Raw genomic sequence first — 22,720 nt, forward strand, 5'->3', positions numbered from 1 at the left:
AAAGGGGTCCGTTCTAGCTCGGCGCTAACACGTCGCGGGAAGCTTGGAAGAGGTCTTGATCAGGCACCCGCAGAGTGTACCGGAGCACGGGCCGACCCCGTATGGCACGTGCGCCTGCTATCAGGCCACGTGTGGTTGGGCGCGGGCTGCCGAGTCGGACGGACGCAGCGCGTGACTGTGAACACTCGTCCCCGTCCCGTCCGCACAGCCGCCCCGGACGCCAGTGTGCTGCCGAAGTGGCGCGTGTACCGGTCTGGTGCGTCCACAGGCCAGTACGGCCGGGGATGGATCGCGCAGCGCGGGTCTGGTCTGACGGCTACCGGTGCCTGGTTGCCGTCCTGGTCCGCCGCGCTCATGGTCGCGTTGACAGCTACTGCACGCGAGCGTGCCGCAGCGCATGCCACCACGGAACTGCTCGTCGGGACGGAGCCGAGCGCATGAGTCGCCTATTGGCCGGACGCACGCTGTCGGAGGTCGAAGTCGTGTTGCCGCAGCGCGGACAGCACGGCGGAGCGCATGAGCGCCCACAGCACCCACAGCACGATCACGAGGCCAAGGATGTAGCTGCACGCGAGGACGAGCAGCACGCCCATCGCCCACGTCTCATTGATAGTCATATCGGTCACGCTACTGAACGTGTCATGACGAGACGACTTGTCGCGTCCGGGTGGGTGCATCCAGGTCGCCCCGCGATCGGGGTGGGTGACCATGCCGACCGGTGATGTGGGGGAGGTGTGGGGTGGTCGGAAGGCGCAGGAGTACGTCGCTGGGACGCTTGAACGGTACGGGACGATCTGCCGGTTGTGTGGCTTGCCTGGTGCTGATTCGGCTGATCACATCATCGCTCGAAGTCATGGTGGTGCGGTGTATGACTACGCGAATCTTCGTCCTGCTCATCAGCGGTGTAACGAGTCGCGAGGGAACCGCGATCTGACCGCCCCGGTGGAGTCCGGTCTCGGGTTTTTTGTTTCGGGCTAGGCCAGGACACCCCGCGCCAGCATGTCCATATCTCCCCCATCTCTCACAAAAAAAGTGCGGAATTCCGCACCCGATTGGAGCCACGACCGTGACCGCACTTGACGCTGAGAACGTCGCCTTTCTGCCCGGAATGGGACCATCCGAGCCGAATGCGGACAAGGCCGGCTATGTGGAGCGGGAAACCCGGAAACAGATCGAGGCGTTGCGCACGCAGGGGTTCATCGAGGACCACCACGCCGGTCAGGTCGCCCTCGCGATCGTCACCGCCCAATCGTTGGACCGTGCCTCAACTCGGGATGCGGCGTCGGGGCGGGCGAACTTGACGCGGGCGATGAAGGAAGTGTTCGAGATGCTCCCGCAGCCTGCCGCAGTGTCCGCGTCGTTGCTCGAGAAGGCTCTCGCGGTGATCCTCGACCCTGACGATGTTTGAATTCGCACCGCCACCGCATCCGGCGACGACGAAGCGCGACCCGTCGTGGCGGACCGAGGGATGCGAGGTGGCTCGGGTTGCCCGGCTGATGGGCATCGAGCTGATGCCCTGGCAGCAGTACGTGGTGGACGTCGCGACCGAGTACCGGATCTTCGGGCCGGGGGAATCGGAGAACGACATCCACCTCGGGAAACGCTGCTACCACTACGCATCGGTGGTCATCACGGTGCCGCGTCAGTCGGGGAAAACGACGGTGCTTGGGCCTGTGCGGGTGCACCGCATGATGACCCGCCCTGGGCTGAGCGCGTTCTCGACCGCTCAGACCGGCAATGACGCTGGGAAGCGGATGAAGGCGCTGATCGAGCAGGTGACAATGTCACCCCTGTCGGGCATGTTCCGCCCTCGCTACTCCATTGGTTCGGAGGGTTTGTTGTTGCCCGCGAATGGGGCATCGCTGACCCGGTTCAGCCCGCTGCCGTCCGCGATCCACGGCGAGACCCCGCACTGGGTCGACTACGACGAAATCTGGAAGTACTCCAAAGCCCTCGGGGACTCCCTCGTCGGCGCGGTGTCGCCCGCGATGATCACCCTCGCAGGGGTCGCGCAGAAGTGGTTCGTCAGCACCCAGGGCACCGCCCTGTCGGGGTTCATGAACGACCTTGTGGAGCGCGGCCGGAACGGCGAAGCAGGCATTGCGTATTTCGAGTGGTCGATGCCCGACGGCCTCGACCCCTATGACCCCCTCACCTGGTGGGCGTTTCATCCGGCGCTGGGGAACACGATCGGTGAAGACGCACTGCGCGCCGAAATCAACATTCCGTATGCGGAGTGGATGCGCGGCTACATGAACCGCCGCACCATGTCCGTCGACGCCCTGATCGAGGCCGAAGCATTCGCCGCGCTCACCGCACAGTTCGATCCGGCACCGAAGCGCTCGGAGGTGGTCCTGGCGTACGAGGTCGCTGCAGGTAACGAGTCCGCTGTCGTGTATGGGGTGTGGCGTGACGCGGACGGGAACCCGTGCACCCATGTCGTGCACGCAGCCCCCGGCGTGGTCTGGCTCGCCGACCTCATCGAACACCTCCACACGGCGTGGAAGCCCCTCGCGATTGCCGCGGATGACGGTGGGGACACCCGGGTCATCAACGACGAGTTGGAACGCCGCGGCGTGCCGCTGTACAAGATCGGGATGCGTGACTTCGGCACCGCATGCATGGGCCTGCTGAACGCCGCCCGCGACGACAAAACCCTCCGGCACGACGGCTCCCAAACTCTCACCCTCGCCGTCATGCACGCGGTCCTGCGGCCCTCGGGCGACATGTGGCGATTCAGCCGCAAACACTCCACCGGCCCCATCGCCGCACTCATCGCGGTCGCCGTGGGCCTCTGGGCATACGACCACCGCGAAACACCCATCGGTTCCCCGTTCGTCTACTGAAAGGCCCCACCTATGAGCATCCACCTGGACGCGTCCACGTCACGAACTGTCAAGCCCCGGGTTTGGTAGAGGCTCGGTTAGACCCGTTCCATCACGGTGATGGTGGGTAGTTGCGTGTAGAAGTTGTTCTCGGCTTCGACGGGTGGGATGTGTCCGATCTCGCCGTGGAGTCGGCGGTGGTTGTACCAGTCGATGTATTCCGCGACCGCGATCTCGAGCTCGTCGATCCCCTTCCACGGGCCGAGGTTGCGGATCAGTTCGGCCTTGAATAGAGAGTTCAGCGCCTCGGCCATCGCGTTGTCGTAGCTGTCGCCCTTGGACCCAACCGAGGCGACTGCTTCTGCCTCAGCGAGGCGGTCGGTGTAGCGCACGGCACGATATTGGACTCCGCGATCCGAGTGGTGGACAAGTTGTGACAGGTCCCGGCCGGCACGCTGCCGCGTCCAGACGCCCATCTCGAGAGCATCGAGGGCAAGCTCGGTGTGCATGGTTGTGGAGAGCTGCCAGCCCACGATCCGGCGGGAGAACACGTCCAATACGAACGCGGCATACACCCAGCCGGAGAACGTCCGAATGTAGGTGATGTCCGCAACCCAGAGGCAGTCCGGTGCAGGTGCGGTGAACCGTCGGTCAACGAGGTCCCCCGGACGATCCGTGAATGGCCCAGGGATCGTCGTGCGTGGCCCCTTGGCCCGCGAGATCCCGCGGAGACCCTCCCGACGCATGAGCCGCTCGATCGTGCACCTGGCCACCCGGTGGCCATCGCGACGCAGCTGCGCATGGACCTTCCGGACGCCATAGACGCCATAGTTCGCTTGGTGCACGGCACGGACCTTCACCACGGTGTCCTCGTCACTGACGGACCGCTGCGAGGGCGGCCGAGACCGCGCGGCATAGTACGTCTGCGGGGCAATCGGCAGTTCCCTGCAGATCGGCTCGACCCCGAACTCTTCCTTGTGTTCATCGATGTAGGCGATCATCTGCTGTGTGGGCGGTCGAGCTCCGCCGCGAAGAAAACCGACGCGCTCCGCAAAATCGCGTTCGCCCGCCGCAACTCCCTCACCTCACGCTCCACCTCGACCAGGCGAACCGCAGTATCAGTGGACGTCCCCGAACGCAGACCCCCATCGACCTCGGCGCGCTGGACCCAGCCACGCAACGTGTCCGACGGGACACCAAGCTGCCGGCCGATCCTGGTACACACACCACGGCGGCCCCCATCCGCATCACGCGCCTCGAACACAAGGCGCACTGCACGCTCTCTCAATTCCGCCGGGTACTTCCTCAAAGCTGGCATACTCCTCATCCTTTCAGGACGATCAGAGTCTCCATCAAACCAAGGGCAAGACACAGTCGATGACGAAGTGGTTCCCGCCGGAGAAGAAGGACGGCTCCTATTGGGTGTTCCCGAAACTCTCCGACGCAACCGTCGCGAATGACTTCCCCGTCCCGGGTGTTGCGGACAAGCGCCGCACCCTGTCGGTGCGCACCAGCCACCGCAGGTCTGCTGCGGATCAGGTGTCCGGGATGGCGGTGCATGATTCCGGGGTGAACGCCCTCGGGGCAGCGCTTCGCCCGCTGGTCGCAGCGTTGAACGGCCGCACCGTCCCCGAGGGCCTCTTATGACATCGAACGCCACCCGCAACTCACGCCAGCGCAGGTGCGGGTGTTGTTCACCACGTTCGACACCCCCGCCCCGGTGTTCTTCCCCGGCGCATACACGGCAGGGCTCCCGAACCACGGGCCGCTGTTCCAGATCATCGGCGGCACCCTGACCTTCGACAGCGGGTGGATCATCACCCCAACCCTTGCCCCCGCGCGGACCTCGCCCGGGGAGCCGGTGACGTTCACCACCTGGGTGAGCAACGACACCGCCACCTATGCGGATTTCGACGATGCCATCACGTGGGCTGATTTCGCAGCCGTGACCCAAGGAGCAGCATGACCATCCAACGAACACCCATCTTCGGCATCAAGTGGCCCGACAGTCGGGAGAAGCCCAAAGACCACGGCACGAACCAGGAGGCCATGGCGCTGTCGATCGAGGCCGCGCTGCTGGCGGCGTCGATCCCGCCCACCAGTAACCCGGACGTACGGGTCGCACCGTCGGAGGCTGCACGTGATGCGCACTTCGGTAAACCCGCCACCGCAGCGGCGCAGCTTGCGTTGCAAGCGCGCGGGCCGATGGTGATCCGCACGGACACCGGCCACACCGAACGGTACTTCGCCGCATACAACGCCGCCACGAACAAGGCAGGCCGTGCGGTTGCCGGTTGGTATCCCGCGGGACAGATGAGCGCGCAGTATGCGGTCGCGTTCTCGTCCTCCGGCACCGGCGTGGACCCCATCGGTGCACTCACCCTGAAACCTGCCGTGTCGTCCTCTCGTGCGGCCGACCTGTTCGCCCCGATCCCGGCAGGATTGACGCTCCGAAACCCCGGCGTGTACCGGTTCGGGTTCGACCTCCTCGCCTCCCCGGCCAAGCTCGGCACCCGCTCGTTCGTGGACCTCACCGTCGGCGGTGAAGCGTTCCGGTTCGGCCTCGCCGCCGGTGCCGGTACCGAAGACCACGGCGCAGCCACCACGCCGGACGTGGTCATCGCAACCCCGGGGCCGGTGACGTTCGGGTTCTACCGCAACGTCGGAGCAGCCGCACCGATCACCGGCCGCATCTTCGCCACCTATCTCGGACCCAACACCTAGGAGCACATCATGCAGATCATTCGCGCGGCTCGCGGCCGCATCACCACCCGCCACGGCGAAGACATCGGCCGACCCTTCCTGCACGTCGGCATCGACATCGGCCACGGGGACAAGACCCCCGCGGACCTCGAAGTGCTCGCCCCGGCTGACGGCACGGTTACCGCGTCCGGTTGGTACGGGTCCTACGGGTACCGGGTCCTCATCGACCATGCAGGCGGCTGGTGGTCACTCCTCGCCCATCTGAAGGACGGCACCGCACCCCGCACGGGCACCGCTGTCGCCATCGGCCGCCCCATCGCGGTCATGGGCGACACAGGCACCCAGTTCGTGCACCTGCACCAAGAACTCCACCAGCCCGACGGAACCGCCGTCGATCCCCTCACCCATCTCATCACCAGTCTGGAAGGAATCACCATGCCCAAAATCCTCAGCGTCCCCCGAGGCACCATCGCGTTCGTGTCTGAAACCCACGGCTACACCTACAACCACCCCGGCGACTTCTCCCTCGCAGCCAACCGCCTCGTCTATGGCGAAATCCCAAACCTCACCGAAGACATCGTGACAACCCTCGTCGGCGAGGCAAACCATCGCGGTGATCTCCTCGCGGACAAGGTCGCAAAGCGTGTGGGGCGGTAGGGCCTGGTGGCGGCGGGCGCGGTGCGCGCTCGGCCGCTGCCCACGGGCGCGTGCGGGCTGGTACTGCGACGGCCGCCCAGGGAGGTGCGGGTGGTGATGCCTGAATGGATACCCGAAGCGCTCCTCGCGCTCATCGCGGCCGCATGCACGTGGATCGTCGCCCGCACCGCTTCCCTCGAACGACGCATCCACGCCGTCGAACGACGCGAACGCTCGTTGTGGCTGTACTGCCGCACCCTCATCGACCACATCTACCGCGGCCGGGGCGCACCCCCACCCCCACCACCGGCAGGCCTGTTCAAGGAAGACACATGACCATCAGCAAACCATCCCGCAACGCCCGCGCCTACCTCTACCGCATCCTCCTCGCAGCAACACCCCTCGCCACCGGATACGGACTCCTCACCCACGAACAAGCCGCCCTCTGGCTCGGCCTCGCCACCGCGATCCTCGGACTCAGCCTCGCAGCCGCCAACACCACACCCACACACGGCAGACACGCAAAACGATGACACACGAAAGGGCGTCCGACCGAGATGATCGGACGCCCCTCGAGCGTCATGGCTTTAGACGTGCTGTCAGTCAGCCCCCAGGCGGGGCGACTCGATTGGCACATCTTCACCGTTGAATTCGATGTCGAATCCAGCTTCGGAGCACTGGCGAGCGATGTAGTCTCGCCCGTTGATCCACGACTGTTGGTAGGCCTTGCGATCGAAACTGGAACTTGCGGTCCAGGCCGACATGAAACTCGACTCAGCTATGCCCACCATGTTGCGGGCGTATGAGGGTACGTCTTCGTCGGCGGAGAGCTTGGCCCATCGATCCCGCATTGTCTTGCTTGCATCGATCACCTCCTGAGCCGTGGCTGAGCTGCCGTCGCGCACTTCCGCGAAGTCGTTCCATGCCGATGCGTATTCGTTGCAGAAGGAGTCATCGATCTGCGCGCAAGCGGTGAGAGCCAGCATGGAGGTTGCGAGAATCGTTCCCAGGAGGACGGTGCTCCGGGAGCTGCGCGCTTCCATCAGGGCCAGACTGTGACGATCCCGACCGTGGCGTAGATCGAGCACGCCTTGCGCTTCTCATAGTTAGTGGTGATCTGGAAGATGTTCTTGCAGGTGTAGTCGTTCGTCACCCAGGTCACGCATCGTGAGCCGTACTCGTACAGGCATGGCTTGCGCTCGTCGGGTTGCACGTCTGTCGAATTCGCAGAGGCAGGCGTTCCCGATGCGACGTTGCGTCCGTCAGATTGACTCTGAGAGACGGAAACGGTCGCGACCTGGTCCGCATGGGCGGCTGCCGGGATTCCAGCGGTCAGGAGCAACGCGAGAAGCCCGGAAGCGAATACGGATTTGAGCATTTTGGACATCGTTGTCGCCTTCTCTTGGTTGAGGACACCGTTTGGGCCTCTTGTGGTGACGATATTGAATGCCGGGAGGGTCGCGTCTATTGATGTTGGATTAAGCGTTCTTTCGGAGACAAGCCGGGATCCGGTAGCCGGAGGGGCGGAGCGCGACGGCGCGTTCCGCCCGAGCGGTTACGCGGCGCGGGGCAGTTCGAGCATGTTGATGCCCTCGCGTTCCTTGCGGAGGCTGACCTCCGTATAGATAGCTGTGGTATCGAGCGACTGATGGCGCATCAGGCGTTGAACGACGCGAACGTCGACGCCGCAGTCGAGCAGGCTTGTTCCGTACCAGTGCCGCAACTGGTGTGGTGTCCCTTCCACCCCAGCCCGATCCATGACGCCTTTGATCGCGGCATACACACCCTGCCGTGTTACGTGCTCGCTGCTGGTCTGTGCGGCGTACGCGGGGAACCAGAAGTCATTCTCCGGGTATGAGAGAGCCTCAGCGACGAGTTCGTCATGGAGGGGGACCATTTGTGTGAGTCCGCCCTTGCCAGTGATTCGAAGGACGCCGTTGGCGCGGTCGATGTGACTGCCATGGATTTTCGCGATCTCGTGCACGCGCATACCGGCAAGGGCCGCGAGGAGGATCATCGTGCGAGTGCGCCGACGGTTGACGATCGCCAGCATGAGCAGCAGTTGATTGCTGAACACGGGACGCGGCTTGCCCTTCACTCGTTTAGGTGTCGGGGTCTTCGTGGACGGGTCATCGACGCGCTGGTCGGTCTTCACGAGCCAGCTACAGTAGGCGCGAATCGACGCATGGTAGGTGCCGCGCGTATTCGTCGACAGTGTCTTGCGAGCCACGAACGTCATGATCGCCATGGGCGTTAACGCCAACGGCTCGACGTTTGCATGCTCCATCAGTCGGGTGACGACATCAGCGCGCTCTTGGATCGTGCGTTCAGAAAGTCCTTGGGACTCCTGCCACACCCGCCAGTAAGCGAGGACGGACTGCAAGTCTGGTGTTTCATGGTTCATATTCACGCAGAAGACCCTATTTTGGGTCACCTTGTCGCAGGACGCGGCGCGCGCCACCGGTCGCCTGAGCGATGATGCAGCCGATCAGCAGGTACCCGGCCTCCAGCGAACCCTGAACCTTGTAATGAGAAGGTCAAGGGTTCGATTCCCTTGGGCGGCTCCATCTGCATCACCCGGCCGTTGCCCTGGAAAACCCAGGTCAGCGGCTATTTTTCGGCCTGCTGACCTCATTGTGATGACGCAGGAACCGCGCGATAAATGTCGCATGGCGTCGAAAGTACAGCAACGCATACAGCAACGGCCCCACGAGCGGCCCTGAATCTCAGCGGACGACAGTGCACGATTCCGGTTCACGCCATCCCTTCGTGCGGTCCACTCAGCGCGCTGTTCATCGCTTCCGAGGCCTTCTCAGAGTCGTCGGCGCGACGTGTGAGTAGATGTCTGAGGTGATGGCCATGTTCGCGTGCCCGAGGACCTCCATGACGACTCGCATCTGGACGCCCTCGGCGAGGAGGAGCGATGCGCAGGTGTGTCTCATATCGTGGAATCGGATGCGCCTGACGTTTGCAGTAAGGATGTCGCGGTCGAAGCTGCGGCGGAGGTGCTCGGCTCGATGGGAGTGCCGAGGGTCGTATTGAAGACGAGTCCGCTGTCCACCATGTGTCGCCCGCCGCACGCGTGTCGGCGCGCTGTGACGATTACCGCCTCCGAAAGGCATCCACCGTGCGCTGGGGCAGGGGGAGTGTCCGCTTGGATCGAGCCGTCTTAGTGGGGCAGATGGTGATTCCTTGCCCCACACCGGCCCTGGGGGCTGTCTGTCGGACGCGCAGCGGAGTTCGTTCTGCGCTGATATCGGACCAGCGGAGCCCGAGGAGCTCGCTGCGTCGGAGCCCGAGGGTGAGGGCGACGGTGTACAACTCGGCGAATTGGGATCCCTTGCTCGAATCGACGAAGGTCGAGGCCTCGGTTGCGGTCCAGGGTTCGACCTCGTGATGCTCGATCTTTGGTGTGCGCACCAGGGACGCGACGTTGCGTGCGATGTGCTGCTCGCGCGCCGCCTCGCTGAGCACGCTCCGCAGTACGGCGTGTGCAAGTCGAACGGTGTGTGCCGAGACGCCGGTGCGACCGATCAACGTATGCATCTCCCGCACGTGTTGCGGCGTCAGTTGTTCGAGCTTCTTCGAGCCCACGGCGGGCAGAATGTGCTTCCTCAGTACTCATTCGTAGTTCGTGCGGGTTGTTGGGCGCAGACTGCTCGGCGCGATGTGCTCGAGCCAATAGCCCGCATAGGACTGCACCGTCCAACCCGATACCGCTGCGGGAACTCCGCTCTCGGTCTGAGAGATGAGGTCTCGGAGCTTACCCGTCACTTCGGCTTTCGTATGCCCGTAGACGGTCCGCCGCTTACGTGCTCCGTCGGCGGCGAGCACGAACGCAACTCCGCACCATTTGCCGTTGCTCCGTTTGTAGATCGAACCCTCACCATTGGCTCGCTGCGTCATCACGGAGTGGAGTCGGTGAGACGCTCGGCGAACTCGCGAAGTGCTGTCGCGGGGATGCGGCGAGACCGCCCGATCCTGACGCTGTTGAGCCGCTTCAGCCGCATGAGGTCGTAGATCGTGGAGCGTCCGACGCCGAGCGACTCCGCCGCTTCCTCCGGGGTGAACATGAGTTCCTCGATAGGCATTTTGGTCCGTTCGGCAATGTGCCCGGGTTGGGCATCCTCAGTTGCTCTTGCAATCGACCTTTCGAACGTGCGGACTTCTGCGGACTGACGGCGTGAGAACTCGTCTCGCGGAGCACCAGAGGCACGCTCACGCGGGATATCGGCTTGGGAAGCTGAAGTTACCAACTGTCGTGCAACGGTGGCTCACTGGAGCGAACTTCCGCGTGATTCCAGGAGGGTGTGTGCCGAGATGACGCATGGTGCACTCGCGTTAGAGTGAAAAAGTGTGAGTCGCTTGGCCTAAGCGAGTCCGCACAGTCTCGGCTGAGCGCCGGGGCGGCATCCTGAGCTAGCGACCTCCGCCTGCGGCAGTTCATGGAGCTGGTGGTCGTGGCGACGGTGCGCTAACGACTGCATCTGAACACCATGACTCCGTCGCGCGGCCTCGAGTGCCGTCTCTCGGACCCAGGCGGATGTCCACCTCGGCAGTCGCCGCGGCTTCCGCTATCAGGTCCGGCTCGGCCCTGGATCGCAGCGGCAGGGCTAGCCCCGTGGACGCTGTCGCTCGCCAGTGTCAGGATGAGCACCTGACTAACGCCAACGCTGCGCCCAACGCAACCGCCGCACGATGAAGGGAAACCCATGTCGAACTCAATCTTTGTAAATCCGGGAGCGCTGTACGAGAAAGCAGCGGAAGCTGCAGAGCGGGCTCTCGTGGTCGATGCTGGCCAGGGGTATGGGCTAGAAGACATTGCCGATGAAGACACGCTCGTGGCGGCATTCAGCAGCTCGCTCGTAGCCCCTCTCCTTGTGGAGGGAACCCTGACAGGGTGCCTGGCCGCCTTCACGCATACGCCCAACGCTGTTATTCCACCACTTGGCCCGAACGCTGTCGGCCCGAACGCTGTCAACCACGACGACATGAGTCACGCACACGCCCTCCTGTCGGCGTCGGTCGGCAAACAGCTCGACGATTCTCAGCGCAGCGGACTGATCCGTGCGCAGCTCCCCAGCGGTTATTTCGGAGATCCCACCCGCATGACCTCAGTCGTTCTCGCACTCGTCACGCTGGCCGATGAAATCGTCACCCACGCCCGTCAGTAGCTGACCCCTTACCGCAACGCCCCCCCGGCTAACCTCTCTCCCTGCCGGGGTGTTGCTAGCAGGTCACTTGACGGTGACCTCTCCACCGTGCATGAGCTCCTCGAGGAGCGGAGGGTCCGTACGGTTACCCTGCGCGAGGGGCGCTGGCCGATCGCGAGCCGCGTCAACCTGCCCCTCAGCAGCGAGCATTGAGCGAAGACTCCGGGTATGCCGCTGATCTCGGCAACCTATGTGGCTCAGATGGCTCGATACTGAGGGCGTCGACGCCTGACCACGGCGATGATGACGGCGGCGAGGAGGCACGCCACTTCTCCTGTGAACAACAGGCCGTCCTGCGCTCGCGCCTGTATCAACCCCACAGTGCGCCAACGCATCAGTGAGCGGTGCGTACATACACCGATCCTGGGTCGATCACGAAGACTGGTCGCGGCCGTCGACGAGAGGGGCGCCAGTGCATCGAGTAACTTCAGATCCTGTGCTTTCCGGCGCCGATCTCGGGAGCTTGATTGACTTCCGTCGACGGTTGCACCGTCTTCCAGAGCTCGCTGGCACAGAGGCAAAGACGGCGTCCGCAGTCGTGGAGTTTCTCGACGGCTCCGCGCCTGACAGCATCGTGACTGGTCTCGGCGGTCACGGAGTTGCCGTGACCTATGGTGCTCATCCCGGACCGACGCTGCTGCTGCGCGCTGAGCTCGACGCCCTTCCGATCATCGAAGTGACCAACGTGTCATACCGCTCAGAAAATAGCGGCATAGGCCATCACTGTGGTCACGACGGGCACATGGCCATCCTTGCGGGGGTGGGGTTGATGTTCGGGCGTCGCCGGCCTAAGCGCGGGCGAGTGGTGCTGATGTTCCAGCCGGCTGAGGAGAACGCGTTGGGTGCTGCCGCCGTCTTGGCGGATCCGGCGTTTGAAAGTATGCGGCCCGATATGGCTCTCGCATTGCATAACCTTTCGTCCCAGCCACTCGGTCGGGTCGTGCTCGACGAGGGGGTGGTCAATTGTGCATCGCGCGGTCTGCGAATCATCCTTGACGGCCAGACTGCGCATGCATCCGCGCCTGAAGACGGTATCTCGCCGACGGCGTCGGTCGCGGCGCTGCTCGATTCGCTCCCCGCCCTGGGGTTCGGGGGTGTGCCTGGTCCTGGTTACCGCCTCGTCACCGTGACACACGCCGTTCTCGGGGAGGAGGCATTCGGTGTCGCGCCCGGGCACGCAGAAGTCTGGGTCACCTTGCGCACGATGAGCGACGACGGAATGGATGCTCTTCGTGTCGACGCCGAGCGTGTGACGCGCAGCGTAGCCGAGCGCGATGGCCTCACCGCATCGTTCGAGGAACACGACGTCTTTCGCCACTGCGAGAATGATCCGGATGCCGTCGCGCTCCTGCGACGCGCCTTCGACAAGGATGGCATCGCCCATACGACGGGTGTAGTTGAGCGCGGGTCGGAGGATTTCGGCCTGTTCCGCGCTGTCGCTCCTTCCGCCATGTTCTTTCTCGGCTCTGACCGCGGCCAGGGTTCACCACAGCTGCACAATCCGGATTTTGATTTCCCTGACGAACTCATCGACATTGGGGTGCGGACGCTCACGAGTGCGGCCACCGAGTTTTTCCGGTGAGGCGTTAGCGCCTCACCGGATCGGCAATGCGCCTCCTCGGCAATGCGCTGGTCCAGGACGGGCTCGACACGTAGGAGGACTCCGTCGTCATCGTCCGCTCCTGACACCCCTACCGGTCCCGATAACCCGCCACGGCCATGGCCCCTACATCACACACTCACGAACCCTCCGAGCCCACTCTCAGCGAACCGGCAGTCCAAGAGTTCGCAGCCCCGGCGGCGACACTCGGGGGAGGGGGGCAGGAGGAGCACCTTCAGGAGAAGGAGCGTCGTCGGCTGGCGCGGTTTCGGATTACGGGGCTCCCAGACCTTCCGAGTACGGTCGCAGGGCGGATCCGGGATAGTGCGAGTACGGGGGGCATTGGGATTAGCTCATGCTGTGGGGGTTCGCAAGAGTCGTGGAGTTTGGCGCTCTATGGCGGTGTTTTGTGATTGCTCTGTGTCGTTTCAATGCCGATAACGAGGATGCGGATGGCGGCTCCGAACAGCCGGTCGCGGGTGGCCGAGCGCACCCCCGTTTTCGTGTAGGAGTCAGAGCAGGGCGATGCTGAAGCTCGTCGGACCCTCGTCGCGGACGCGGACGATCGAATCGCTCGCGCCATTCGCAGTTGACCGTAGGTACCGCACGTCGGCGTCGCGTCCCAAACTCGTGGGTTCGCGCCGGCCTGGCGGCCTCAATTACAGAGAGCGTTGGTACGCAGTAGGAGTGTGGCCGGTTAGGCGGGCGAAGGTGGTGCTGAATGCGCTGGGTGTTGCCCACCCGTAGGCAATTGCAGTCTCGGTTATTGTTCGCCCCTCGGTCAGCGCGATGGAGGCGTGGAACACTCTGCAAACCGACCGCCACTGTGGGTAGGTCAAGCAGAACTGGGTGTGAAAGAGGCGACTGAGAGTGCGTTCACTTGCACCGCACCGCGCTGCCAGCTCGCTCAGGGAAGGGCTTTCGCTGAGGTTCGCCTCGACGATGGAGCAGGCTCTGGCCAGGCGGGCATCCGTGGGTTTGGGGAGGTGGAGCCCTTTCGTCGAGGATCCCGCAGCGAGGATGACGAGTAGAGACTTCGCTATTACGCTCGCGTCCGGGTGGAGTTCTTTCCTTGTGAGTGCGAGTAGCAACTCGCGGTGCAGGGCGGGCATGTGGAGGATGACAGGAGTACCACCGTGTGCAGAGGCGGGGGTGCCGCTGCCAAGGCCTAGAGTGTGCACGCTGCTCCGCCCGAGCACGCGGTGTTCGTGCCAGGCACCGGCGGGGATGAGTACTGCCCGCTCCGGGGTCACCGCCCACGCTCCCAGCCGTGTCGTCACTGCGAGAACGCCCGAGTTTACATAGACGATCTGGTCGTCGTCGTGCACGTGCGCCGGGATCAGGGCCCCGCCCTCGTGCTGTTCCACGCCGGTGCCCGCAATTGGTTCGTGGCTGATTTCCCGCATAGTGCATCAGATTATCGGAAGCCGTCACCGGGCAAGACTGCGAACGTCGGAGTATGAGTAAATTCCAGCGCCCTAGGCGGGGCCTTCTAATGCGTACCGCGGGCGGGTTCCTGGTCGATGTGAGCCCGCTGCGCGAGTCTCCCGCTTTCGCTCGTCTGTGGTCCGGGATGCTGGTGTCCGGCCTCGGTGTCCAGCTGACCGTGATCGCGGTCGGCTTGCAGGTATGGGAGCTGAGTCATTCCACCCTCGCAGTGTCACTTGTGGGCGTCCTGGGGTTGGCACCCTTGATCGTCGCCGGCCTCTACGGCGGAATGCTCGTGGATGCCTTCGACCGGCGGCGGGTTCTGCTTGCTGCGTCGCTTGTGGCGTGGGCATCCACGATCGGGCTCGCGGTGTTCGCGTGGATGGGCGGGCAGTCGTTGTGGGTGCTGTACATGCTTACGGTCGTGAATTCCGTCGCGGGAGCGGTGGTGAACATTGCCCGCACCTCTGTGATTGCGCAACTCGTGCGGCCAGAGCTTCTCCCCGCCGCTGCGGCACTTGGCGGCATCTCGGCCGGGTTGTTTGTCACAGCAGGTCCCGCCCTCGCCGGGGTCCTCGTCGCGACCGTCGGGTTCAATTGGACCTACACGATCGATGCCGTCCTGTTTTTGGGCGCGTTGGCTGCCGCTTACACCCTCCCCGCACTGATTCCCGAAGGCGAACGGCATGCCCCCGGCATCCGGTCGATCAAAGCAGGGTTCGCCTTCCTCCGAGGCTCTCCCGTCGTCCGTGCGTCGTTTCTCGTCGATATCGCGGCCATGACACTGGCCAGACCGAATGCCCTCTTCCCTGCCGTGGGCGCGACGATCATCGGAGGAGGGGCCGCGACCGTGGGTGCTTTCACGGCAGCGTTCGCCGTCGGAGCTCTCCTCCTTAGCGTGCTGAGCGGCCGGCTAGTGCGGATCTCTCGGCAGGGCCTCGCAGTCAGCTGGTCCATCGCCATCTACGCGGCCAGCATCGGTGCGTTCGGGCTCGTACTCCTTGCAACGGGCCACCGCGGCATGGACGCCGCAGTCGCTCCCTCCTCCCTCGTCTTCGCACTGCTGTTCCTCGCGGTGGCCGGAGCGAGTGATGAGACCAGCGCCATATTCCGCACCACGATCCTGCAGAGCGCAGCGCCGGACAACATGCGTGGTCGCCTCCAAGGTGTCTTCACCGTTGTCATCAACGGCGGTCCCCGCCTTGGAGACCTCTTCGTCGGAACGCTTGCCACCGTCGGTGCCCTCTGGTTGCCGCCCGTGCTCGGCGGCGTCCTCCTGCTCGTCACCATCGCCGTCCTCGCCCGCAGCTACAGCTCTTTCACCAACTATCGATCTTCTCGTTCGCACCTTTCGCGACCGCCGCAATGCGACCAGGAGTGACAGGGGTCGAGGATTCTCGATGTCATTTCTCGACTGCCAGGTGATCCACCGCAGAGATCCGACTTGCTGCACATCTGTAGAAACCCTCCAACTCATGAAAGCAATCCCCGACTGGTTGGGGCTGGTTATTAGCGGCCAAGTCTCCCAGACGAAGCTTGCGACCATTAGACGGGCACCGAGATGTCTCGAAAATCTAAAGTTTTCGAGACATGGGAAGCCTCCCTCGCGCCTCAGGAAAACGGCGGAATTTGGGGACGCGATCTGTCTTGGACACTCGTCTCACCGCGAAGTGAGTTCGCTCCGACGCTTCTAGCCATTTCCAAGACGGAATGGATCCGTGAGACATCTTGGATATACGCGGGTCAGCATCAGGAGCCAAGACGCGAGGTTGCAGGTTGAGGCTCCGGTCGATCGGGCGTGCATGGGCGGGACTTTTTCGCCGACGTCACCTCAAGCAGTCGGACCGCGATCTCACGCCCCGGGATGAAGAAGCTCCTCGAGCAGGCCCAGCCTGGTGACACCGTCGTCGTGTGGCGGGTCGATCGCCTCGGAAGATCCTTGATCGATGTGCTGAACAATGTGAAGCTGCTCCGGGAGCGTGACATACCGGTGAAGAGCATCTCGGACGGGATCGACCCGTCGACGACGTCGGGCCGGCTGATGCTGAATATGCTCGCCACCTTGGCCGAGTATGAACGCGAGCTGATCACCGAGCGGGTGAACGCAGGGATCACAGCTGATCGACCGCCTGCGGTTCCGGTACGTGTTCGGACCGGCCAATAACCAGCTCAAGGCGACCAGCCAGGGCGAGGAGGAGCGTCTCGCGCGCCGACTCGCTGAGCGCGCATCCCCTTCCAGACCGAACGGTGGCACAACACCGCCGGGGTTAGGAGCGCCGCCGAGGAATACGCCTGGGGTGCCGGCGCATCGCAGGAACGGCTGCGTGAGACCATCGAACGGACCGTCCCCACCCGGACAAGCGAGAACCCGGAGCAAGCGGCGCTGCGAGGAATCACACCTACCGAGAGCGCCTACCGAAGCTCCGCAGAGGCCATCTACGGTCGTAACGTGGGCTGAGTCGCCGACCAGAAGTCGTGGGCGATCTCGTTTCGGATTGCCCATCCCGCTTCGCGGCCGTCGCCCCGACGGAGTGCCGAAGCCGAGGCCGCGGGTGATCTTATCGACGGCATGCCGACGAGGACTTCCAAGCCGGGATGTCACCGTGACATCAAGCTGCTGTTCGCTCGTGGCTCGAATCGCAGGTCGAAGTGATGTCGTCGCACGATTGTGGCGTCGATCGCGAGACCGCTTGTGGCCGGCAAACGCTTGTCTAGAGCGAGCACGTTGTCCGCGCGTTCTGTTGCCATCCAAGATCGTGCGTGACGGCCAACGCCGCCAATCGCTCACTCTCGCTCAGGTAGCCGATAGCGTCTCGGTCATCCGCGGGTCGGGCGCGAGGTGCTGCGCTCGGGTTCTCGCCACCTTGTCGAGTGGCGCTTCCAGACCGGCGCGGGCTTGGGCGAGGTGATTTGACATGGCCTGTGAGGCGTCGGATGCGTTTCCGGCGCGGATGGCTTCCAGGATGATGGTGTGGGCGTCGATGATGCTGTCCAGGCTTCCGCCGGCTGCGACCCACCCGCTCCACACCCTGCGGCGAAGTCGCCACAGGACGGGCTCGAGCGCCTCGAGCGTGAGTTCGCAGAGATCGTTGGCTGTGGCGCGGGCCATAGCTGCGTGAAAGTCGACGTCTGCGGCATGCAGGTCTTCTGCGGTCGTGACCGTGCGCATCTGGTCCATTGCCGCGTCCATCGAGGCGAGGTCGTCGGGCGTTCGGTGGAGGGCGGCGAGGCGAGCATTGCCCACCTCGACGATCTCGCGGAACTGCTGCAGACGTTCGTCTTCGACCTCGGCTCCGACGACTCGGAGTGTCAGGAGTCTGGCCATGTGAGACGAATCGGGAACGGAGACTGTGCTCTCGCGGCCCTGGTGGCGCTTGAGTAGGCCGATGGCGGCGAGTCCCGCTACCGCCTCTCTGATGACGGGGATGCTGACGTCGAGCATCTCGGCGAGATCCGCAGTTGCGGGGAGGGGGTCTCCATCGCGGAGTTGCTGGTCATCGATGATCTCGATGATTGCTTCGGCAGCTTGCTCGGCGAGAGAGTTGCGCTTGAGCGAGATCGGCATGGGTCCCCTTTGCACTCGACTCGTCAGACTATAGCGAACTCGTCATCATGTTGACTACCTCATTACTTCTATTATAAGTTAGAGCCGCCGCTCCGAGCGGCACGCAAGGAGGCGTGTAATGTCCAGAATCAGGTCAGTATCGACGGCCGTGGTTGCAGCGAACTTTGATTGGACAATCGTCCGGATCGAAGCAGAGTCAGGTGCGGTCGGGTGGGGCGAGGCGTTCTTCGCTCCGGGCCTCCCGGAGATCATCGGCGAGATGGGTCGCCTAATCGAGGGTGATGACGCGACAGATGTCGAGGTCATCGGCGCCAGGCTTCGCGCGGCGACGTCAGGCGCGGGATCGGTGGGCGGAATCGTGCACAACGCCCTGTCGGCAATCGACGGCGCCCTCTGGGACCTGAACGCCCGCGAGCTCGGCGTTCCACTCTGGCGGCTGCTTGGTGGCGCGTTCCACCGATCCGTCCGCGTCTACGCCGACTGCCATGGAGGGGCGGGACTGATGAGCCTCGGGCCGATGCTCGACATCCGTCCCGTTCCCTGGTTGGACGCCAGCGGCCAGGTGGCTGACGGGACGGTGGGCAAGAGCCTCTTCGACATCGACGCCGAGACCGAACCGGTCGACCTCGACCTGCTCGCCGAGCGCGCCCGCGCTGCGGTCGATGCGGGGTTCGACGCGCTCAAATTCGATCTCGACGTGCCGGGTCTGGTTCCGACGAAACGGGGGTCACGGACTCTGCCGCCAGGCGCTGAATCGCTTGCGCATGATATGGCCGACGCGATCGCTGAGGGTGCTGGGCCGGGTGTCGAGCTCTCCTTCGACCTGCATTGGCGCTACGACATGGCTTCGGCTGTGCGACTTGCCGCGGCCGTCGAGCATCAGCCGATCATGTGGCTTGAAGACCCCTTGCCGCCTGAAAACGTGAGCGGGCTCATCGCTCTGTCGCAGTCCACCCGTGTCCCGCTTGGCGGGGGCGAGAACCTCATCGGTCATCGCTCGTTCGAGCCTGTGATCTCGGCGGGAGCGCTTGCGGTCGTCACACCCGACCTCGGTAAGGTCGGTGGCGTTTCCGAGGCCAGGCGGATCGCGGCGAGTAGTGCGGATCGTGGCCTCTCGATCGCGCCCCACAACATCGCTGGTCCTATCGGCACGGCGTTCGCCGCGCAGGTGTCGGCGACCTGGCCGAACTTCCTCGCTCTCGAGTACCACGCGCAGGACGTTCCCTTCTTCGCCGACCTTGTCGATGTCCCCCTCATCGAGCACGGACAGATTGCTATGACCGATCGACCGGGCATCGGAGTCGAACCGGTGCTCGAGGTCGTCGAGCGCTGGGCGAAGCCCGGCACCACGGTCTTCGCCCGCTGAAGTGACCCGACCGAGAATGAGAGAGAACATGACCAGCCCCGACGCACGAGCCTCCGACCTGGTTGAGGCGATGACCCTCGACGAGAAGATCCAGCTCGTCACTGGCTACTTGGGGATGCCGGTCGATTCCGCCGCCCATGTTGTCCCTGGCGGAGTATTCGGTCTGACCGAGGAGATGACCCCACCGCCCGGCGCCGTGGGATCCGACGGCTTCGTGCCGGGCGTGCCGCGGCTCGGCATTCCGGGTCTTCAGCTCGCGGGGGCCGGTATGGGCGTCACGAGCCTCGTCCCCCGTGAAGGAGGTGAAAGCGTCTCGTTTCCGTCCGCCATGGCGCAGGCATCGACATGGGACGTTCCGCTGATCCGGGAGTTCGGTCGTCGAGTGGGGCGGGAGGCGCGCGCCCAGGGCATCAACGTCATGCTGGGTGCCGCCTGCAATCTCACGATCGAGCCTCGTTCCGGACGCGCGTTCGAGTACCACGGAGAGGACCCGATTCTCGCCGGAACCATCACCCGTCAAGAGATGCTCGGCACGCAGGACGAGGGTGTCGTCGCCTCGGTGAAGCACTTTGCAGCGAACTTTCAGGAGACCGGCCGATTCGTCGTCAACTCGGTGGTGGGGGAGCGGGCTCTGCGCGAAGGCGAGCTGCTCGCATTCGAGGTGGCACTCACCGGGCCGGCCGACGAAACCGACGAGGTCGGTGTGGGGGCGGTGATGACGTCGTACAACAAGCTCAACGGGACATATGCCTCGGAGAACCACTACCTTCTCACGGAGGTACTCAAGGACGAATGGGGCTTCAGCGGCTGGGTGATGTCGGACTGGGGTGCCGCGCACAGCACAGTGGCGTCGGCGCTGGCCGGGCTCGACCAGGAGTTTCCGCACGCCCACTGGTATGGATCGCGTCTCAGAACCGCTATCGAGAACGGCGAGGTGCCCGAGTCGCGACTTGACGACATGAACCTCCGCATCCTGAGGAGCCTCATCGCGGTCGGAGCTCTGGACTCGTCCGGACGTCCTGCTCGGGAGATCGACGCCTGTCTGAATACAGCGCAGCGGGTCGCCGAAGAGGGCATTGTGCTGCTGCAGAACGATGGCGTCCTTCCGCTCTCTCGCAGCTTCTCCGGTGTGGTTGGGGTCATCGGGTCGCATGCGGACATCGCGGTCCCATCCGGCGGGGGCTCCGGGGCGGTGCGCCCGATCGGCGGCGACCCTGTCTCCGACGCCCAGGGTAACTTGCCACGATACTGGCTTCCGTCTTCGCCCGTCGGGGCTCTTCGCGAGGCTCTTCCCAAAGCTGAGGTCCGCTTCGACGCAGGGACGGACCATGCCGCAGCTGCGATCCTCGCCGCGGAGTGCGACGTCGTCGTGGTGATTGCGCACCAGCTCACCATGGAGCACTTCGACGTGCCCGACCTGCACCTGCCCGACGCCCAGGACGAACTCATCACAGCCGTCGCGTCCACAGGCACACCGACTGTCGTCGTCCTCGAGACTGGAGGCGTCGTCCTGACCCCGTGGCGGAACGACGTCGCCGCACTGCTCGCCGCATGGTATCCCGGGCATCGGGGAGGAGAGGCGCTGGCGGCCATCCTGTCGGGCGCTGTCGCTCCTTCGGGGAAGCTGCCCGCGACATTCCCCGACAGCGAGGACGACCTTCCCCACCGCGAGGTGTTTCCCCTGCCACCGCTGCGTGGAAAGGGCGGACCGGTGGAACTCACTCTGGTGAACATCCTCGCTGAGAAGCAGGGTGAGTATTTCGATGCCGTCTACGACGAGGGCCTGCTGCTCGGCTACAAGTGGTTTGACGCCACCGGCAAGCGCGTCGCCTTCCCGTTCGGGCATGGACTGTCGTACGCGCGGTTCTCGTATGACGGCGCATCCGTCGTCTCCGAGCGCACAGGAGGGGCCGTCATCACGGTCTCGCTCACCAATACGGGTGTGGTCGCCGGGCGGGAGGTCGCGCAGGTATATGCGACCTTGCCCGAAGCTGCAGCGACCCCGCGTCGGTTGGTGGGCTGGGTGTCGGCGGAGCTCGAGCCGGGCGAGAATCGGGAGGCTATCATCAGGATTCCGGCAATCTATCTGTCCGTCTGGTCGGTTGCGGAGAGTCGGTGGGTCCGCGCGCCGGGTGTCGTTCGCTTCGACATCGCAGCGTCGTCACGCGACGTCCGTCTCGTTCGGGAGCTCGACGCGGAGCAGCCCGTATGATCGAGCCCGAGCTCGCGGGCGCGGCGCTCGTCGCGGCGCTCCGTGGGGCGCGTCCTTCGGAGGGGAGCGCCGTCGTGTGGCGGCTCGGACAGTCCGGGGTCCTCTTGCGCTTCCCTCGCGCCACGGTGCTGGTCGACCCCTACCTCAGCAACCATTGCGAGGCTGTCCTCGGCGACCCGTTCGACCACCGAAGGCTCACGCGCTCTCCACTGGACCCGGTCGATCTGGATATGCTGGATCTTGTCATCTGCAGCCATGACCACCTCGATCACCTCGACCCGCCGACGATTCGATCCCTCGCGAAACAGAGCCCGGGTGCGATGATCGCCGTTCCGAGATCCTGCGCGGGCCTCGTCGGCGAACTCGGCTGGGCGCAAGAACGCATCGTGTCCTGCGACGACGGGACCAGCGCGGAGATCTCCGGTTTGCGGCTGCGCTCGTTCGCGGTGCCGCACGATGACTTCGACGATGGGCCCCGCGGCCACCCCTACCTCGGCTGGCTCGTCGGGGACGGCCGAACCACCGTGGCTCACCTCGGTGATGCTCGCGTACATCCGCGGATCGTCTCGGCTCTCGCAACGGCTTCCGTCGACCTGCTTGCTGTGCCGATCAACGGGCGAAGTCCGAAGCGGGCCGCGGCAGGCTTTGCGGGCAACATGGATGCGGAGGAGGCGGTGCAGCTGGCGCAGTCGAGCGGGGCGCACCTCACGCTCCCCATGCACTACGACATGTTCGCGCAGAACATCGATGCGGATGCGCTGGGGCGCTTCGAGGCCGCGGCCGAGGCATGGGGCGTACCCGCGGTCACACTTCCTGTGGGCCGTGCCCTCACGATTGTCGGCGCCGCCACGTGACGACGACGCTCGAGAAGCTCCGTCAGCCGAAATCATCCCCGTCTTCACGATCGACGATCTGGACGAATTCGACCCGATCGCGGCGGGGTCCGCCGGCGGAGGCCTGCGAGCGATTGAGGTGACGCCGAGGACCGCGCAGGGGAGGGCTAGCGTCGAGACGCCCTCCCCAGACTCCGCGCGATCGCGGTCAAGCTGGGGTCCGGAGGGGCCGTCTCGCTTGTGGATGGCTCGACGGCCTCCTGCCCACGGCGGGGCGCTCGACGGCGCAGACATCGTCTCGCGTGAGCTCGGCGAAGAGCATGTTCTCAGCCGATCCCT

Annotated in this window: 26 protein-coding genes, 1 pseudogene and 1 other annotated feature; of the genes and pseudogenes, 17 read left to right on the forward strand and 10 right to left on the reverse strand. The window is 64.5% G+C overall.

What is annotated here, in order from left to right:
- Positions 1-171: 171 nt before the first annotated feature.
- Positions 172-441 carry a hypothetical protein gene (locus ABMA10_RS07025; RefSeq protein ID WP_431031331.1) on the forward strand — a complete coding sequence of 90 codons (270 nt, stop codon included), beginning with the start codon at positions 172-174 and terminating at the stop codon, positions 439-441.
- A gap of 5 nt (positions 442-446) precedes the next feature.
- Here the strand turns inward: ABMA10_RS07025 and ABMA10_RS07030 are convergent, their stop codons facing one another.
- Positions 447-617, reverse strand: a complete 171-nt coding sequence (locus tag ABMA10_RS07030) for a hypothetical protein (RefSeq protein WP_431031332.1) — start codon at positions 615-617, stop codon at positions 447-449.
- A gap of 91 nt (positions 618-708) precedes the next feature.
- On the opposite strand from ABMA10_RS07030, the gene ABMA10_RS07035 reads away from it, so the two are divergent.
- The 3 genes from ABMA10_RS07035 to ABMA10_RS07045 all read left to right on the forward strand — a co-directional run bounded on the left by ABMA10_RS07035 (position 709) and on the right by ABMA10_RS07045 (position 2,846).
- Entirely contained in the window at positions 709-978 is a 270-nt protein-coding gene (locus ABMA10_RS07035) for an HNH endonuclease (RefSeq protein ID WP_431031517.1), read from the forward strand.
- 88 nt (positions 979-1,066) lie between these two features.
- The gene (locus ABMA10_RS07040; protein WP_431031333.1) at positions 1,067-1,408 is read left to right on the forward strand and encodes a hypothetical protein; all 342 of its coding nucleotides are present in this window, start codon (positions 1,067-1,069) and stop codon (positions 1,406-1,408) included.
- An 88-nt stretch (positions 1,409-1,496) separates the two neighbouring features.
- On the forward strand, positions 1,497-2,846 hold the full coding sequence (locus ABMA10_RS07045; protein ID WP_431031334.1) for a hypothetical protein: 1,350 nt from the start codon (positions 1,497-1,499) through the stop codon (positions 2,844-2,846).
- 77 nt (positions 2,847-2,923) lie between these two features.
- Here the strand turns inward: ABMA10_RS07045 and ABMA10_RS07050 are convergent.
- Positions 2,924-4,143 (reverse strand): IS3 family transposase gene (locus tag ABMA10_RS07050; protein WP_431031001.1). Its coding sequence is split into 2 segments (ribosomal slippage): positions 2,924-3,864 and positions 3,864-4,143, totalling 1,221 coding nucleotides; the frame shifts between segments, so codons are not numbered across the junction.
- Positions 3,752-3,865, reverse strand: a sequence feature (AL1L pseudoknot). (Overlaps the previous gene by 114 nt.)
- A 59-nt stretch (positions 4,144-4,202) precedes the next feature.
- Between ABMA10_RS07050 and ABMA10_RS07055 the strand changes: the two genes are divergently transcribed.
- The 6 genes from ABMA10_RS07055 (at position 4,203) to ABMA10_RS07080 (ending at position 6,697) form a co-directional block, all read left to right on the forward strand.
- Positions 4,203-4,472 (forward strand): hypothetical protein, encoded by a 270-nt coding sequence (locus ABMA10_RS07055; protein ID WP_431031335.1) that lies wholly within the window; start codon positions 4,203-4,205, stop codon positions 4,470-4,472.
- 43 nt (positions 4,473-4,515) lie between these two features.
- A complete protein-coding gene (locus tag ABMA10_RS07060) occupies positions 4,516-4,791 on the forward strand; it encodes a hypothetical protein (RefSeq protein ID WP_431031336.1) in 276 nt (91 codons plus the stop codon).
- Positions 4,788-5,549, forward strand: coding sequence for a hypothetical protein (locus ABMA10_RS07065; RefSeq protein WP_431031337.1), 762 nt, complete (start codon positions 4,788-4,790; stop codon positions 5,547-5,549). The genes ABMA10_RS07060 and ABMA10_RS07065 overlap by 4 nt, the downstream gene beginning before the upstream one ends.
- 9 nt (positions 5,550-5,558) lie before the next feature.
- Complete coding sequence (locus ABMA10_RS07070; protein ID WP_431031338.1) at positions 5,559-6,185, forward strand: murein hydrolase activator EnvC family protein; 627 nt, start codon at positions 5,559-5,561, stop codon at positions 6,183-6,185.
- Between the two features lie 96 nt (positions 6,186-6,281).
- Positions 6,282-6,500 carry a hypothetical protein gene (locus tag ABMA10_RS07075; RefSeq protein ID WP_431031339.1) on the forward strand — a complete coding sequence of 73 codons (219 nt, stop codon included), beginning with the start codon at positions 6,282-6,284 and terminating at the stop codon, positions 6,498-6,500.
- Complete coding sequence (locus ABMA10_RS07080; RefSeq protein ID WP_431031340.1) at positions 6,497-6,697, forward strand: phage holin; 201 nt, start codon at positions 6,497-6,499, stop codon at positions 6,695-6,697. The genes ABMA10_RS07075 and ABMA10_RS07080 overlap by 4 nt, the downstream gene beginning before the upstream one ends.
- A 66-nt stretch (positions 6,698-6,763) precedes the next feature.
- Here ABMA10_RS07080 and ABMA10_RS07085 read toward each other — a convergent pair whose 3' ends face one another.
- From ABMA10_RS07085 to ABMA10_RS07110, 6 genes are all read right to left on the reverse strand, one after another.
- Positions 6,764-7,150, reverse strand: a complete 387-nt coding sequence (locus ABMA10_RS07085; RefSeq protein ID WP_431031341.1) for a hypothetical protein — start codon at positions 7,148-7,150, stop codon at positions 6,764-6,766.
- Positions 7,151-7,206: 56 nt separating this feature from the next.
- Positions 7,207-7,551, reverse strand: coding sequence for a hypothetical protein (locus ABMA10_RS07090; RefSeq protein WP_431031342.1), 345 nt, complete (start codon positions 7,549-7,551; stop codon positions 7,207-7,209).
- A gap of 168 nt (positions 7,552-7,719) precedes the next feature.
- The gene (locus ABMA10_RS07095; RefSeq protein WP_431031518.1) at positions 7,720-8,568 is read right to left on the reverse strand and encodes a tyrosine-type recombinase/integrase; all 849 of its coding nucleotides are present in this window, start codon (positions 8,566-8,568) and stop codon (positions 7,720-7,722) included.
- A 388-nt stretch (positions 8,569-8,956) separates the two neighbouring features.
- The gene (locus ABMA10_RS07100) at positions 8,957-9,286 is read right to left on the reverse strand and encodes a tyrosine-type recombinase/integrase (protein ID WP_431031343.1); all 330 of its coding nucleotides are present in this window, start codon (positions 9,284-9,286) and stop codon (positions 8,957-8,959) included.
- Between the two features lie 499 nt (positions 9,287-9,785).
- Complete coding sequence (locus ABMA10_RS07105) at positions 9,786-10,073, reverse strand: hypothetical protein (RefSeq protein WP_431031344.1); 288 nt, start codon at positions 10,071-10,073, stop codon at positions 9,786-9,788.
- Positions 10,070-10,255, reverse strand: coding sequence for a helix-turn-helix domain-containing protein (locus ABMA10_RS07110; protein WP_431031345.1), 186 nt, complete (start codon positions 10,253-10,255; stop codon positions 10,070-10,072). The genes ABMA10_RS07105 and ABMA10_RS07110 overlap by 4 nt, the downstream gene beginning before the upstream one ends.
- A gap of 621 nt (positions 10,256-10,876) precedes the next feature.
- Here ABMA10_RS07110 and ABMA10_RS07115 point away from each other — a divergent pair.
- On the forward strand, positions 10,877-11,338 hold the full coding sequence (locus ABMA10_RS07115) for a hypothetical protein (RefSeq protein ID WP_431031346.1): 462 nt from the start codon (positions 10,877-10,879) through the stop codon (positions 11,336-11,338).
- Positions 11,339-11,813: 475 nt separating this feature from the next.
- Positions 11,814-12,959 (forward strand): amidohydrolase, encoded by a 1,146-nt coding sequence (locus ABMA10_RS07120; RefSeq protein ID WP_431031347.1) that lies wholly within the window; start codon positions 11,814-11,816, stop codon positions 12,957-12,959.
- A 677-nt stretch (positions 12,960-13,636) separates the two neighbouring features.
- On the opposite strand, the gene ABMA10_RS07125 is transcribed toward ABMA10_RS07120, so the two are convergent.
- Positions 13,637-14,383: a helix-turn-helix domain-containing protein gene (locus ABMA10_RS07125; RefSeq protein WP_431031348.1), complete on the reverse strand. Its 747-nt coding sequence runs from the start codon at positions 14,381-14,383 to the stop codon at positions 13,637-13,639.
- Between the two features lie 89 nt (positions 14,384-14,472).
- On the opposite strand from ABMA10_RS07125, the gene ABMA10_RS07130 reads away from it, so the two are divergent.
- Positions 14,473-15,786, forward strand: coding sequence for an MFS transporter (locus tag ABMA10_RS07130; RefSeq protein WP_431031349.1), 1,314 nt, complete (start codon positions 14,473-14,475; stop codon positions 15,784-15,786).
- A 337-nt stretch (positions 15,787-16,123) separates the two neighbouring features.
- Positions 16,124-16,530: pseudogene (locus tag ABMA10_RS07135) on the forward strand (recombinase family protein); the annotation flags it as partial.
- 669 nt (positions 16,531-17,199) lie between these two features.
- Here the strand turns inward: ABMA10_RS07135 and ABMA10_RS07140 are convergent.
- The gene (locus ABMA10_RS07140) at positions 17,200-17,970 is read right to left on the reverse strand and encodes a FadR/GntR family transcriptional regulator (protein ID WP_431031350.1); all 771 of its coding nucleotides are present in this window, start codon (positions 17,968-17,970) and stop codon (positions 17,200-17,202) included.
- A 118-nt stretch (positions 17,971-18,088) separates the two neighbouring features.
- Between ABMA10_RS07140 and ABMA10_RS07145 the strand changes: the two genes are divergently transcribed.
- The 3 genes from ABMA10_RS07145 to ABMA10_RS07155 are packed head-to-tail and all read left to right on the forward strand — an operon-like array spanning position 18,089 to position 22,402.
- Positions 18,089-19,336, forward strand: a complete 1,248-nt coding sequence (locus ABMA10_RS07145; RefSeq protein ID WP_431031351.1) for a mandelate racemase/muconate lactonizing enzyme family protein — start codon at positions 18,089-18,091, stop codon at positions 19,334-19,336.
- A 28-nt stretch (positions 19,337-19,364) separates the two neighbouring features.
- A complete protein-coding gene (locus tag ABMA10_RS07150; RefSeq protein ID WP_431031352.1) occupies positions 19,365-21,548 on the forward strand; it encodes a glycoside hydrolase family 3 C-terminal domain-containing protein in 2,184 nt (727 codons plus the stop codon).
- On the forward strand, positions 21,545-22,402 hold the full coding sequence (locus tag ABMA10_RS07155) for an MBL fold metallo-hydrolase (protein WP_431031353.1): 858 nt from the start codon (positions 21,545-21,547) through the stop codon (positions 22,400-22,402). The genes ABMA10_RS07150 and ABMA10_RS07155 overlap by 4 nt, the downstream gene beginning before the upstream one ends.
- The last annotated feature ends 318 nt before the right edge of the window (positions 22,403-22,720 follow it).

Source organism: Plantibacter sp. RU18, from assembly GCF_050613355.1.
GTDB lineage: Bacteria > Actinomycetota > Actinomycetes > Actinomycetales > Microbacteriaceae > Plantibacter.

Excerpts from the sequence above, each read along its gene's own strand:
- ABMA10_RS07030 (WP_431031332.1), bottom strand. The coding sequence starts at position 617 with ATGACTATCAATGAGACGTGGGCGATGGGCGTGCTGCTCGTCCTCGCG.
- ABMA10_RS07035 (WP_431031517.1), top strand. The coding sequence starts at position 709 with ATGCCGACCGGTGATGTGGGGGAGGTGTGGGGTGGTCGGAAGGCGCAG.
- ABMA10_RS07045 (WP_431031334.1), top strand. The coding sequence starts at position 1,497 with ATGGGCATCGAGCTGATGCCCTGGCAGCAGTACGTGGTGGACGTCGCG.
- ABMA10_RS07055 (WP_431031335.1), top strand. The coding sequence starts at position 4,203 with ATGACGAAGTGGTTCCCGCCGGAGAAGAAGGACGGCTCCTATTGGGTG.
- ABMA10_RS07065 (WP_431031337.1), top strand. The coding sequence starts at position 4,788 with ATGACCATCCAACGAACACCCATCTTCGGCATCAAGTGGCCCGACAGT.
- ABMA10_RS07070 (WP_431031338.1), top strand. The coding sequence starts at position 5,559 with ATGCAGATCATTCGCGCGGCTCGCGGCCGCATCACCACCCGCCACGGC.
- ABMA10_RS07075 (WP_431031339.1), top strand. The coding sequence starts at position 6,282 with ATGCCTGAATGGATACCCGAAGCGCTCCTCGCGCTCATCGCGGCCGCA.
- ABMA10_RS07080 (WP_431031340.1), top strand. The coding sequence starts at position 6,497 with ATGACCATCAGCAAACCATCCCGCAACGCCCGCGCCTACCTCTACCGC.
- ABMA10_RS07085 (WP_431031341.1), bottom strand. The coding sequence starts at position 7,150 with ATGCTGGCTCTCACCGCTTGCGCGCAGATCGATGACTCCTTCTGCAAC.
- ABMA10_RS07090 (WP_431031342.1), bottom strand. The coding sequence starts at position 7,551 with ATGTCCAAAATGCTCAAATCCGTATTCGCTTCCGGGCTTCTCGCGTTG.
- ABMA10_RS07095 (WP_431031518.1), bottom strand. The coding sequence starts at position 8,568 with ATGAACCATGAAACACCAGACTTGCAGTCCGTCCTCGCTTACTGGCGG.
- ABMA10_RS07100 (WP_431031343.1), bottom strand. The coding sequence starts at position 9,286 with ATGCCTTTCGGAGGCGGTAATCGTCACAGCGCGCCGACACGCGTGCGG.
- ABMA10_RS07110 (WP_431031345.1), bottom strand. The coding sequence starts at position 10,255 with ATGCCTATCGAGGAACTCATGTTCACCCCGGAGGAAGCGGCGGAGTCG.
- ABMA10_RS07115 (WP_431031346.1), top strand. The coding sequence starts at position 10,877 with ATGTCGAACTCAATCTTTGTAAATCCGGGAGCGCTGTACGAGAAAGCA.
- ABMA10_RS07125 (WP_431031348.1), bottom strand. The coding sequence starts at position 14,383 with ATGCGGGAAATCAGCCACGAACCAATTGCGGGCACCGGCGTGGAACAG.
- ABMA10_RS07130 (WP_431031349.1), top strand. The coding sequence starts at position 14,473 with ATGCGTACCGCGGGCGGGTTCCTGGTCGATGTGAGCCCGCTGCGCGAG.
- ABMA10_RS07140 (WP_431031350.1), bottom strand. The coding sequence starts at position 17,970 with ATGCCGATCTCGCTCAAGCGCAACTCTCTCGCCGAGCAAGCTGCCGAA.
- ABMA10_RS07145 (WP_431031351.1), top strand. The coding sequence starts at position 18,089 with ATGTCCAGAATCAGGTCAGTATCGACGGCCGTGGTTGCAGCGAACTTT.
- ABMA10_RS07150 (WP_431031352.1), top strand. The coding sequence starts at position 19,365 with ATGACCAGCCCCGACGCACGAGCCTCCGACCTGGTTGAGGCGATGACC.
- ABMA10_RS07155 (WP_431031353.1), top strand. The coding sequence starts at position 21,545 with ATGATCGAGCCCGAGCTCGCGGGCGCGGCGCTCGTCGCGGCGCTCCGT.